This window comes from Ferruginibacter yonginensis (assembly GCF_042651465.1).
Taxonomy (GTDB): Bacteria; Bacteroidota; Bacteroidia; order Chitinophagales; family Chitinophagaceae; genus Ferruginibacter; species Ferruginibacter yonginensis.
In genome coordinates this window covers 1,452,342-1,465,861 of the sequence record NZ_JBHSCZ010000001.1, presented here as the reverse complement: position 1 = coordinate 1,465,861, position 13,520 = coordinate 1,452,342, and the positions used below count along the sequence as shown (strand labels likewise).

General features: G+C 35.2%; 9 protein-coding genes. 1 reads left to right on the top strand and 8 read right to left on the bottom strand.

The window, feature by feature from the left end; translation table 11 throughout:
- Positions 1-114 precede the first annotated feature (114 nt).
- Positions 115-2,262 carry a S9 family peptidase gene (locus ACFOWM_RS06540; protein ID WP_379708023.1) on the bottom strand — a complete coding sequence of 716 codons (2,148 nt, stop codon included), beginning with the start codon at positions 2,260-2,262 and terminating at the stop codon, positions 115-117.
- 96 nt (positions 2,263-2,358) lie between these two features.
- Between ACFOWM_RS06540 and mfd the strand changes: the two genes are divergently transcribed.
- A complete protein-coding gene (mfd, locus tag ACFOWM_RS06535; protein WP_379708021.1) occupies positions 2,359-5,766 on the top strand; it encodes a transcription-repair coupling factor in 3,408 nt (1,135 codons plus the stop codon).
- Between the two features lie 53 nt (positions 5,767-5,819).
- On the opposite strand, the gene ACFOWM_RS06530 is transcribed toward mfd, so the two are convergent.
- The 7 genes from ACFOWM_RS06530 to ACFOWM_RS06500 form a co-directional block, all read right to left on the bottom strand.
- The gene (locus ACFOWM_RS06530; protein WP_379708018.1) at positions 5,820-8,510 is read right to left on the bottom strand and encodes a PKD domain-containing protein; all 2,691 of its coding nucleotides are present in this window, start codon (positions 8,508-8,510) and stop codon (positions 5,820-5,822) included.
- Between the two features lie 136 nt (positions 8,511-8,646).
- Positions 8,647-8,847 (bottom strand): hypothetical protein, encoded by a 201-nt coding sequence (locus ACFOWM_RS06525; RefSeq protein ID WP_379708016.1) that lies wholly within the window; start codon positions 8,845-8,847, stop codon positions 8,647-8,649.
- A 147-nt stretch (positions 8,848-8,994) separates the two neighbouring features.
- On the bottom strand, positions 8,995-9,831 hold the full coding sequence (locus ACFOWM_RS06520; RefSeq protein ID WP_379708014.1) for an MBL fold metallo-hydrolase: 837 nt from the start codon (positions 9,829-9,831) through the stop codon (positions 8,995-8,997).
- Between the two features lie 16 nt (positions 9,832-9,847).
- On the bottom strand, positions 9,848-11,137 hold the full coding sequence (locus ACFOWM_RS06515; protein ID WP_379708012.1) for an MFS transporter: 1,290 nt from the start codon (positions 11,135-11,137) through the stop codon (positions 9,848-9,850).
- A 48-nt stretch (positions 11,138-11,185) separates the two neighbouring features.
- The gene (locus ACFOWM_RS06510) at positions 11,186-11,980 is read right to left on the bottom strand and encodes an undecaprenyl-diphosphate phosphatase (RefSeq protein ID WP_379708010.1); all 795 of its coding nucleotides are present in this window, start codon (positions 11,978-11,980) and stop codon (positions 11,186-11,188) included.
- Between the two features lie 114 nt (positions 11,981-12,094).
- Positions 12,095-12,352, bottom strand: coding sequence for a DUF3098 domain-containing protein (locus tag ACFOWM_RS06505; RefSeq protein ID WP_379708008.1), 258 nt, complete (start codon positions 12,350-12,352; stop codon positions 12,095-12,097).
- 37 nt (positions 12,353-12,389) lie between these two features.
- On the bottom strand, positions 12,390-13,268 hold the full coding sequence (locus ACFOWM_RS06500) for a cell division protein FtsX (protein ID WP_379708006.1): 879 nt from the start codon (positions 13,266-13,268) through the stop codon (positions 12,390-12,392).
- Positions 13,269-13,520: the final 252 nt, after the last annotated feature.

Here is a 13,520-nt window from a genome sequence, read left to right as displayed (position 1 = left end):
GTTATATTTTTTTGATTAAAAGTTTGGCAAGTAATTGCGTAGGTTTTTGTTCAATATGCTTTTAAAACAAAAGCCTCCAAAATATGTGGAGGCTTTTTTAAATCGCTTTATTTTTTATTTATTGATACCTTCAAGAGCAAATAAGAAAGCATAATTGAGTGCTACATCTTTTAAGTAATCAAACCTGCCACTTGCGCCGACATGGCCAAATTCCATATTAGTATGTAGTAGTAAAATATTGTTATCTGTTTTTGTTGCTCTTAATTTTGCAACCCATTTGGCAGGTTCAAAATATTGAACTTGGCTATCGTGCAAGCCAGTTGTAACAAGCATATTGGGATAGTTTTTCTTTTCAATGTTTTCGTATGGACTGTAACTTTTCATATAGAAATAAGCATCTTTATTTTTAGGGTTACCCCATTCATCAAACTCATTAGTTGTTAATGGTATACTTTCATCGAGCATGGTATTTACAACATCTACAAATGGCACTTGTGCAATAATGCCATTCCATAAATCAGGCGCCATATTGGCTACAGCACCCATTAATAAACCACCGGCGCTACCACCTTGTGCATACAAGTGAGCTTTGTTGGTGAACTTTTGAGCGATTAAAAATTCGCCACAATCAATAAAATCTGTAAAAGTATTTTTCTTTTTCATCATTTTACCATCTTCATACCATTGGCGTCCCATTTCTTGTCCGCCTCGAATGTGTGCAATGGCGAATGCAAAACCTCTATTCAATAAACTGAGTCGGCTGCTGTTAAAACTAGCATCGGTACTGCTACCGTAACTACCATAAGCGTATAATAATAATGGGGCATTGCCATCTTTTACAAAACCTTTTTTGTATACAATTGAAATAGGAATTTTGGTGCCATCTTTTGCAGTTGCATAAATACGTTCTGTTGCGTATTCCTCTTTGTTATAGCCTCCCAAAACATCTTGCTGTTTTAATAATTTTTTTTGTTTAGTGCCCATATCATATTCGTAAAAAGATGCTGGGGTTGTAAGCGAAGTATAGGTATAACGTAAGGCGGTGGTATTGTAATTTGGATTAGCAGAAAAATTTGCCCCGTAGGTGGCTTCACCAAAATCAATATAATGTTCATTGCCAGTAGATAGGTTTCTAACACGTAACTGAACTAAGCCATTTTTTCGTTCGTTTACAACAATATAATTGCTAAACTCTTCTATATTTTGCACTAACACATCTGCTCTGTGTGGAATATAATCTTTCCAATTTTCAACACCCGTTTTATCTAATGGGCATTCCATTATTTTAAAATTAATAGCATCTTTATTGGTGCGTATTAAAAATTTATCTGCCAAAGGGTATACATCATACTTTACATCTTTTATTCGTGGTTGAAAACTTTTGAAAGCAGCAGTTGGTGTAGCTGCATTAATCATAAATATTTCTGACGATAAAGTAGCGCCAGAATAAATGTAGATGTATTGATTGTTTTTGCTTTTACCAACACCTATATAATTACTTTTATCGGTTTCAGTATATACCACAACATCAGCACTTGCTGCGGTTCCTAAACTATGTCGTTTAATTTTTTCTGATAATAAAGTAACAGGATGTTTTTCTGTATAAAATATAGTTTGGTTATCATTGGCCCAGCAAGGGTCGCCTTCTGTGTTGGTAATAGCATCTTTTAAAATTTCACCTGTTTCAATATTTTTTATATAAATGGTGTATTGTCTGCGACTCACTTCATCTACAGCAAAGGCTAGTAGTTTATTATTTTCACTTACTTCAAAACCTGTAACACTATAATATGAATGGCCTTCAGCCATTTTATCAACATCTAATAAAATTTCTTCAGGTGCGTTTAAAGTTTCTTTTTTGCGACAATATTTATAATACTGTTTACCATCATCAGATCGAGAATAATAGTAATATCCATTTTTAAATACGGGCACACTTTCATCTTTTTCTTTAATGCGGCTTTTCATTTCATTAAACAAGTTTTGTTGAAAGGTTTTAGTGCCTGCCATCATTGAATCGAGGTAGGTATTTTCAGCCGTTAAATAATTTACCACATTGGTGCTATCTGGTCCTTTACCAAAATAATCATACATCCAATAATAGGGGTCTTGTACTGTATCGCCATGCAATATTCTTACATGCGGCTTTTGCATTGCTTTAGGAGGCGTAAGTGTAGGCCAATTGTACGTCATATTTTTATTGTTAGCATTACACGAAACCAATAGAATGATTGCGATGGTGGCAATTTGTTTTGGTATCATACATTTATTTTTTAATGAATATACAAAAGGTAATTTGTAATAGTATTTAAAAATGTAATTCATCAAAATTGTGCCTTTGTTTTATATTTGCATTGCATGAATGCAGATGTGTTGATGAGTATGTATAATAATGACCCCCGTATATTTAAAATTACGGATGGCATTACTTTGAGTACACCGCAGCAATTTCATTTAAAAGGGCTTAACGGTAGTGCATCGCAATTTGTAGTTGCAGCCGTTTTTAATAATGCATTAGCGGCTCAAACAAACCACCTTATTGTGTTGAGAGATGCTGAAGAAGCAGCTTATTTTCATAACTCTATTGAAAATATTACCCATGCTTTAGATATATTTTATTTTCCTTCTTCATTTAAAAACAAACGCAACTATCAATTACTCAATAGTAGCCATGTGATGTTGCGTACAGAGGCTTTAACAAAGTTGAGTCAGGCCAATGTACTAGGGCAAAACAAAAAAATAATCATCACTTATCCGGAAGCTATTTTCGAAAAAGTGGTTCGTTCAAATACGTTAGCAGCCAACATTATCAGTATTAAACAAGCTGATACGTTAGATGTTACTGGCATGTTGCAGCAATTTATTGATCAAGGATTTTCTCATACTGATTTTGTATATGAGCCTGGTCAGTTTGCAATACGTGGCGGTATTATTGATATTTATTCGTTTGGTAACGAAAAACCTTACCGTATTGAGTTATTTGGAAATGAGGTGGATAGTATACGCATATTTGACCCAGAAACACAGTTGAGTGAGCGTAAATTATTACAAGTAAATATTATACCCAACGCTGCTACGCAATTTGAAACCGGTGAAAAAGTATCGTTGCTTGATTTTTTGCCGGAAAATACTGTTGTTTGGATGAACGATTGGGGCTTTGCTAAAGAAAGAATTGAAGATGAAATGGAAGGCGTTTCATTGTTTGATTTTAAAATGGCTGACGATCTTTTAACGAGTACTGAAAATACTTATGCCAAAGATTTATCAGCCGCAGATTTTGATAGCGCTGCAATTATTGAAGCCGCAGTTGCTCAAAAACATATTATAGAGTTTGGTAACAAAGCTTTTTTTACCACACTAGGGCAAGCACACACTATTCAATTTTCAACCATTCAGCAACCTGCTTTTAACAGGCAGTTTGATATGTTGATTAAAAATTTGCAAGACTTTGAAAAGCAACAATACAATATTTTCATTTTTGCAGATAACCCCAAACAGCTAGAAAGGTTACACACCATCTTTACCGATCTTAAAGCCGAAATTCAAGTAACGCCCATACCTTTCGCCATACACGAAGGTTTTATTGACAACGATTTAAAACTGATTTGTTACACAGATCATCAAATTTTTCAACGTTATCATAAGTATAAAGTAAAGCAAGCTTTTAGTAAAAACAAAGCACTTACCCTTAAAACCTTGAGGGAGTTGCAACCTGGCGATTATGTAAGCCATATTGACCATGGCGTGGGTGTATACAGTGGGTTACAAAAAATTGAAGCCAATGGTAAAATGCAAGAGGCGGTACGCATTCAATATAAAGATGGTGATTTGTTGTATGTAAATATTTCATCGCTTCATAAAATTAGTAAGTACAGCGGTAAAGAGGGCTCCATACCTAAAATGAATAAGTTAGGTAGCGATGTATGGGCCAAGCTAAAAGATAAAACCAAAAAGCAGGTAAAAGATATTGCTACTGATTTAATAAAACTATATGCCCAACGTAAAAGTTTAGAAGGCTTTGCTCATAGCCCAGATAACTACATGCAAACCGAATTGGAAGCCAGCTTTATTTATGAAGATACACCTGACCAAGCCAAAGCAAGTGAAGATGTAAAAAGAGATATGGAAAAACCCATACCAATGGATCGATTGGTGTGTGGCGATGTGGGTTTTGGTAAAACAGAAATTGCGATACGTGCCGCCTTTAAAACGGTATGCGATAGTAAACAAGCTGCCATTTTAGTGCCTACTACAATTTTAGCTTATCAACATTACAAATCAATTAGTGAACGTTTAAAAGATTTTCCGGTAGTGGTTGATTTTATCAATCGCTTTAAATCATCTAAAGAAAAAAAAGATACCCTCAAGCGTTTAGAAGAAGGTAAAATTGATATCATTGTTGGTACCCATGCATTGTTGGGTAAAGAGGTTAAATTTAAAAACCTCGGCATCATGATTATTGATGAAGAACAAAAATTTGGGGTAGCCGCAAAAGAAAAATTAAAAACATTGCGTACTACGGTTGATTCACTAACCCTTACCGCAACACCTATTCCACGTACGTTACAATTTAGTTTAATGGGTGCAAGGGATTTGAGTATCATTAACACACCGCCACCTAACCGACAGCCCATACAAACCGAAGTGTTGGTGTTTAATGAAGATGCTATTCGTGATACTATTTATTATGAAATTGAACGAGGCGGACAGGTTTTCTTTATTCACAATAGGGTAAAGGGTTTAGCAGAAATGAAGAGTTTGATACAAGGGCTTTGTCCTGATGTGAGTATTGCTTTTGCTCACGGACAAATGGAAGGCGATCAATTAGAAGATACCATACTCGATTTTATGGATAAAAAATACGATGTATTGGTTTGTACCAACATTGTTGAAAGTGGGGTTGATATACCAAATGTAAATACCATCATCATCAATAATGCCCATCAATTTGGGTTGAGCGATTTACACCAACTTAGAGGCAGGGTAGGCCGTAGTAACAAAAAAGCATTTTGTTATTTATTAGCACCACCCATGAGTACATTGCCACCTGATAGTCGAAAACGTTTAAGCACATTAGAGCAGTACAGCGATTTAGGTAGTGGCTTCCAAATTGCAATGAGAGATTTAGATATACGTGGCGCTGGTAATATGCTTGGTGGAGAGCAAAGCGGTTTCATAGCCGAAATTGGTTTTGAAATGTACCAGAAAATTTTAGATGAAGCGGTGAAGGAATTAAAACGAAATGAGTTTAGAGATTTGTTTATTGAAGAAATTCAACAGCAAGATGATTTTGTGAAAGATTGTAGTATTGATACTGATTTAGAAATATTAATACCCGATAGTTATGTTGAAAGTATAACTGAAAGGTTGAGCCTTTACAGCAGATTAGATAATTGCGATACCGAAAAAGAATTACAAGATTTTCATGCAGAAATGACGGATCGTTTTGGCCCAGTACCAGCACCTGTGGAAGATTTATTTACAACCGTTCGTTGCCGTAAAATGGCGGTAACTTTGGGCTTTGAGCGTATGTTTATTAAAAATGATGTGTTGAAATGTTTCTTTGTAAGCAACCCTGAGTCACCTTACTTTCAAAGTGATACCTTTAATAAAATATTATTGTTTTTACAAACAGGTACTAATAAAGCTAAACTAAAGCAAGTAGGTAAAAATGGTATTTTGGTGGTTGATGATATCAAAACAATGAACGATTTATTTAGATTTATTACCAAAATGCACAACAGTGTAGTGAGTACAACAAGCTAAATACTGATAAATAAATATTAAAAAAGGTTCGATTACAATCGAACCTTTTTTAATTAGTGTATTAATAAAACGGAGCCTTTTCTAAATAATTTATTACCTCTAAAATCTGTTGCTGATGCTATCCAAACGTAACTACCATTACCCTGCGGACTTCCCAAAAAGTTACCATCCCAACCTTTAAAGTAATCAGTTGTTCTAAAAACAATTTGTCCGTACCGGTTATATACAATGAAATAATCAAAGCTTTTTATACCAACAGGGAACGCTTTTAAAATATCATTTTTACCATCTTTGTTAGGTGAAAATGCAGTGGGTACATATATTTCAGGGCCGTTGTAAATTTTTATTTTTATGGTGTCATAGCTTTCACAACCTTCTGGAGTAAACGCTTTTAGGTAATAAGTTTGATCGTTTTGTAAAGTGGCAATTGGGTTAGCAATGTTGGTACTGCTTAACCCTGTACTAGGCGACCATTCGTAGCTTAAGCCACCCGTAGCTTGTAATTGTACAGGCTGCTGCGCTGCTGTAATAGTATCGTTACCAGCAAACGCATTGGTGCCGTAAATATTAATGGTATCAATGTAAGGCGCACTTGGGCAACCTTCAATGGATGTAGCAATTAATGATATTTGATAAGCACCATTTGATGAATAAGTATGATTTACAGGGTTGCCTATACCATTACTACCATCACCAAAACGCCATTGCCAATTGTTTATACCAATGTTGGTGTTGGTTTCGGTAGCAGTAAATAATACAGCAGCATTTTTACATGCATCGTTAAACTGAACGGCAATTTCAGGGGTTTTACGAAGCGTAAATGTTTTTGTAATAGGTGCACTTGTACAGCCCAAAGCACTGGTTACAGTGAGTGTTACGCTTTGGTTGCCATAGTTAAAACTTTGATTAGGGTTTTGTATAGTGCTGAATGTATTGCCTTGGCTTACCCATTGCCATGTTGCGATGCTGCTATTGTTTACGGTAGATGAGTCTGCAAACTGCACATTGGTGGCATTACAAACAATGGGCACATATCCAAAATTTGCAATAGGGGTTGCGCCAACATTTATGTTGATATCTAATGTGTCTGATATACAATTTCTGCTATTGGTAACCACCAATCTTACCAAATTATTACCAGTATTAGTAAATGTATAAGTAGGGTTTTGTTGGGTAGATGTTTGTCCATTACCGAGGTCCCACCACCAGCTTACAATGGCCAAGCCATCAGTGGTATATGAAGAGTCAAGTAGTTGCGTTGACACATTAACACAAGGGCGAATTACTTTAGTTGCAGCCTTCGGTTTATCAACTACAAAAATTGTTTTTTGCACTGGAGCACTAGCACAACTACTATTGCTAATGCTTGATGATATAAGTGATACTTGGTGGTTGCCAGGCGTATTAAACGTATAATTAAAACTCGATTGCGTACTTGTATTACTACCATCAACCTGCCATTGCCATGCTTGTATGGCCCCAGCATCTGCAACAGTACTATTATCTGTAATGGTTAAAGTTGTACCCCTGCATACGGTATCTGTTAAGTTAAATTGTGCCATAGGTACAGGTCTAATATTGGTTGGTCTTGTTAGCGTATCTGATATACAACCTTCTGCAGAAGTTACAACATGTTTAATCGTTTTAACACCAAAACTAGTGTAAGTAGTACTAGGGTTTTGAACAGTAGTAGCAGGGTTGCCATCATCTAAATTCCAATACCAAGCATTAATACTGCTATTACTTACTGATGATGCATCTGTATACAAAATACTGTTAGTAACACAACTATCAGTAATGCTTACGCCAGCTATTGGCTTTGCACCAACTGTAATGGTGAGTGGGTATACATCAGAACACCCATCAATACCTAAAACTGTTAAGGTAACATTGTAATTGCCTGCCGTAGCATAGGTATGAACTGGGTTTACACTTACTGAATCAATATTGCTGCCATCACCAAAATTCCAGTAGCGTTTTACTACGCCATTGAATGTGATGGATGAATCTAAAAAAGTGATGGCTTGACCTGCACATTTTTTTTGTGTAGGTGCAAAATAAAATTTTGGTGCTAATGTTCTACAAAATTTTTGCACATTGTTCAATCCACCTGTTGCACCTGTAAAACCCCAGTATACCAAATTGGTGCCACCAAAAACGGTATTCACAAAATCTCTTACTACACTAATGCGCTGTACACCATCTACAAAAACTTTTAAGGTAGTGCTTGGGGCATCCCATAATACCCTTACTCTGTGGTACGCACAATCTTCCACATCATTATTGGTAAATGAAATGGGGGTTAAGGGTGTAATAGTGTTGGCAGTACCGTGGTTAACATCACCGTTTAATTGAATGGCTATATGGTCGTATAAAGGGTCATTATCCGGACTACTATTTTGGTACGTATCAAAAGTAACAGCAACAGAAGTAGCAATACCTCCAACACCCATTGCACCACCGCCAATACCTAAAACATTGGTACCTGTTTTTTGCATTACGAATGCTAATCCATCAGCTCCATCTGAACAGCCAAAAAATACATCGAAATTGTATGTGAACGATTGTGTAAGATCAATGCTGTTTGTATTCCAAACACTACCGTTCTGCGTATTTTGTGCAGCTGTTAATTGATAGCAGTTACATGTTTCCATAACGGTTGTACCATTTATTACGTACTGACCGTAGGCTGTATTATAAAGTAATATTAATGTGGTAATGGTGATGCGTACAATTTTTTTCATGTTTCTTTGATTCCTTCTAAGTTAATATTTTTTTAACACTTTGTAATTGTGGGATCAATTTCATTTAAAATCATGGAGGTATGGGCATAAAAAAAGCCATCGAAAAGATGACTTTTTTGTATAAACTGAGTTGATATTACCAACCTTTTTTTGCAACACCATCTTTAATAGCTTGCAATGCTTTGGCTTCACCTAGCATGGTAGTCATTTTATTACCTTTACCATCATGCCCTTGAGCCATATAGCCACCACGTGACGTTTTTGTGATCACCGCATCTTGCATAGGAACATTTTTTTCTTTGGTCTTCATGCAATAAGCTGTTAATTTTTCTGCCATTTTGAATTTAATTTATGGTTAGTAATGTGGGTTTGAAGTTGTACTTCATGCTAAAACTAACGAAATATTCCGTTTTACCAAAATAAGTTAGGCAGCAAAATGCGATTATCGTTGTTTTAGTGGCTGTTTTTTATCTAATGTATTGATTTACAACTCAGAAAGCTTAAAATGATCTTTTAAACGAATACCTTTTTCTGTCATTTGTAATGTACCACACTCAATAGTTGGGTCGTGTTCAAAAAACAAAACAAAGTCATTCTGTTGCGCCTCAGTTAAAAATGATTGTTTTTCGTTGAGGGTTGTTAACGGAAACATATCATAGGCCATTACATAAGGTATTGGAATGTGTGCTGCAGATGGTAATAAATCTGCCATATATAAAATCGTTTTTCCTTTGTAGTTAATTTGGGGTAACATCATCGCTTCAGTATGCCCAAATACTTGTCTAATACTAACATTAACCGGAAAATCATGGGCAGCTGTTTCAATAAATTTTAATTGGCCGCTTTGTTCAATCGGCAAAATATTTTCTTTTAAAAAACTGGCTTTTTCTCTAGGGTTTGGGTTGGTAGCCCATTTCCAGTGGCGTTCGTTACTCCAATATGTAGCGTTTTTAAATGCAGGCACCAATAAATCACCTTCTTTTTCGATAGCACCACCACAATGGTCAAAATGAAGATGCGTTAATATAACATCAGTAATATCGTTACGGTGAAAGCCGTTTGCTGCTAATGATGTATCAAGTGTATCATCGCCATGCATGTAATAATGACCAAAAAATTTGGCATCTTGTTTATTGCCCATTCCGGTATCAACCAATATAAGGCGATTACCATCTTCAATTAATAAACAACGCAATGCCCAGCTACACATATTGTTTTCATCTGCTGGGTTGAGTTTGTTCCACATGCTTTTAGGTACTACGCCAAACATAGCGCCACCATCTAATTTAAAATGACCGGCGTTTACACTATATAATTTCATATAAAAAGTTGATTGATTAGTTAAGTTGAGCAGTTTTATTTTGCCTTTTATTTGTAATTATTAAAAACAAAAAGCCAATTACAAAAAATACCACTAATGATAATATTGATTGGCGTATGCTGCTCACCCCTTCAATAACACCAAAAGTAAATAAGCCAATTACAATCGCTAGTTTTTCAGTAACATCATAAAAACTAAAAAATGAAGCTGTGTCTTTGGTTTCAGGCATTAATTTAGAGTAGGTTGAGCGGCTCATTGATTGTATACCACCCATTACCAAACCTACCAATGATGCGATGATGTAAAAGTGTATTTCAGTTGTAATGAAATAGCCGGCAATGCAAACTCCAATCCATAACAGCACGGTAAAAATGAGTACTTTTAAATTGCCTATTTTGTTAGATAATTTACTCATAGCAATGGCACCTACAATGGCCACAAGTTGAATAATTACAGCTGTAATGATCAATTTTTCGTTCGCTAACTTCAACTCTTTAATACCAAAATCAATCGCAACTAGCATAACGGTTTGTACACCCATACTGTAAAAGAAAAAAGCGGTGAGGTAGCTTTTTAAAACAGGCATTTGTTGTACTTGGTGTCCTACTTTTTTAAGTTCAGCAAACCCATTGGCGATTACATTTTTTTTATCATTACGCTCAGCCTTACTACTCATAGGTAATGTTTTAAAAGTTATTTGAGCGAAGGCTACCCACCAAATACCTACAAGTAAAAACGTTAATTGTAAAGGCAAAGCACCTTTGGGCATCAACATTACCAATGCAAAGCCAATCATTTGCATAATAACACTACCAATATACCCCATGGTGTAGCCTTTGGCACTTATGCGATCCATATCGGCATCTGCAGCAATATCTGGCAAGTAAGAGTTATAAAAAACTTGGCTACCATAAAAGCCAATACCGGCAAACATAAAGCACATGAGGCCAAGGGTAACATGGTTACCATCAAAAAAGAACATCAAGCTACAACTCAATGCACCCATATAACAAAAGAAACGCATAAAGTTTTTTTTGTTGCCTTTATAATCTGCAATAGATGATAATATGGGTGACATCAATGCTACTATTAAAAATCCGAATGCCAATACATAATCTTTCAATTCAGTATTTACAAAACGGCGGCCTAAAAATGTAACCCCATCTTTAAACTGCTCATTTTCCACACCAGTAACGGCTGCATAATACGCAGGAAAAAAAGTAGTGGTAATTACTAAATTGTATACTGAGTTAGCCCAATCGTACATGGCCCAACCATTTAAAACTTTTTTAGGAGCAGTTTGCATGATGATAATTTGGTAATGGAAGTTCAGTTTATTTTTAATGCTAACATGTTAGCCTTGTATGTAGCCTTTGTAAATTAAAAATAATAAAATTAGTCCTGCAATAATTCTATAAATACCCCAAACTTTAAAGCCATATTTTTTTACAAAATTGATGAAGAATTTTATGGCCAATAGTGCTACTACAAAAGCTACTAAATTACCAACAGCCAACATCTTCATTTCTTCGCTACTAAAACCACCAGCATCTTTATAATATTTCAATAATTTATAACCGGTTGCAGCTAACATGGTAGGTACTGCTAAAAAAAATGAAAATTCAGCAGCAGCGCTACGGGTTAATTTTTGTTGCATACCGCCAATAATAGAAGCGGCACTTCTGCTAACACCCGGTACCATTGCCAAGCATTGCCACATACCAATGGCAAAAGCATTCATGGGTTTAATTTGAGTATCGTTTTCAATAGTGGGCTTGTTAAAAAATTTATCAATAAATAATAACACAATACCGCCCAAAAGCAATGCAATGGCTACTGTAGTAGCACTTTCTAACAATGCATCAATTTTTTTAGAGAATAACAATCCTAATATAATAGCAGGTATTACGCCTATCAATAATTTTAAATAAAACTGCCATTTTGTAAAATCAAAAAACTTTTTCCAATACAAAACAACAACTGCTAATATGGCGCCTAACTGTATTGCAACGGTAAATACTTTTACAAAATCTGTTTCGGTAACATTTAAAAAACGTTCAGCAATAATCATGTGCCCAGTTGATGATACGGGCAAAAATTCAGTTAAGCCTTCAACAATGGCAATTACAATAGTTTCAAATAAATTCATGTATGTGTTTTTTTGTTAGGTAAATTTTAATAAAAAATGCGCTGAAAGCATTTCACTTCCGGCGCATTTCATAGCATTACATATTTAATAAAGGTTGAAAATTAATTGTAAGTGTTACTTACTTTTTTTCATGATACCTACAATTTCTAAAACAAAACCTATAATAATTAATATAGGAGCCACTGTAATTCTAACAGGACTGTACACTTCCTTTGGGTCAAACACTTTAGGATCGGCACTTTTACCACCAGCCATTAAAAAAAATCCTAATGCTAGTACAATTAAACCACTTAGCATCCATACATAATTTTCTTTACCAAATAAACTTTGTGGTGCTATTGGCGCAGCGGCTTCCTTTTTTTCTTTCAGCATAATCTTTTATTAAAACTGCAATATAATTCGTTTGTAATTAATATAAATCATCCAATTTCATGCGGAGGTATTTTATTACAGCACGGTGGGTGCTCACTAAAGTAATGGTAATACCCAAAACAATAATAATGAAGAATAAAACGAGTAAGCCATTATTATCATGCAATACCTTAAACTCAGGCCTAAATTGTTCAATTAAACCAATACAGCCCCAAACGGCAGCAATGGCAATGCCCGATGCTATTAAGCCATTAATAACCGCTCTTTTATTAATAGGTTTTGCAATAAACCAACGAGTAGCACCAACCATTTGCATGGTTTTAATAATAAAACGGTTACTATACATGGCCAAGCGTATGGTATTATCAATAGAAAAAACAACTAGTACCGTTAATATAATTGCAGAAATTAAAAACACTAAACCAACCGTTTTTACAAATTTGCTCACTTTGGTAACCGTTTCTGTAGGAAACTGAAACTCCGAAATTACACCGGGGTAAATGGTTTGTAAATTGGTAGCCAATAAGTTTAAACTATCTTGCTCCACATGGTCGGCCTTCACATAAAAATCAATACTTTCCGGTAACGGGTTATTGCTTAAAAATTGTTTCCAAGTGCTATCATTTTCTTGATTCCACTTTTGCATCGCTTTTTCTTTGGTAACATACTCCACTCTGTTGGCGTAGGGTAACGATGCTATGTATTGAGTTAAACTATCAATTTGTTTTTTAGATGCATCTCTATTTAAATAGGTATGTACTTGTATACTTTCTTTAAAATAGTCGCCGGTTTTACGAAGGTTTAAGAAAAACCAACCCATAATACCAAATAAAAATAGTACCAGCGATACACCAATAATGGCTCCTATATAACTTGTTTTTCCTTTTTTACTTGATCCTTTACCGAGTTGAGCCATATTAAAAATGAGTTAAGCGTTTTTGTTATTTAATGGTGATGCTTACAAAAATAAAGTATTTTGTAATGTTTACTTTAATTTTGGGCGCTGCCCAATATATTATGTTCAAATATATTTTAAGCTGAGCAATAACGCTGCTTATTAATTTGTTAAAAAGTTTTTTGTGTGGCGTGCCCTCCTTCGTCGGTCGGGCTTTACGCTACTACTCCTCACCGCAAGGCTTTGCACAAGGCTGCAGCTGTGGGGTATTCG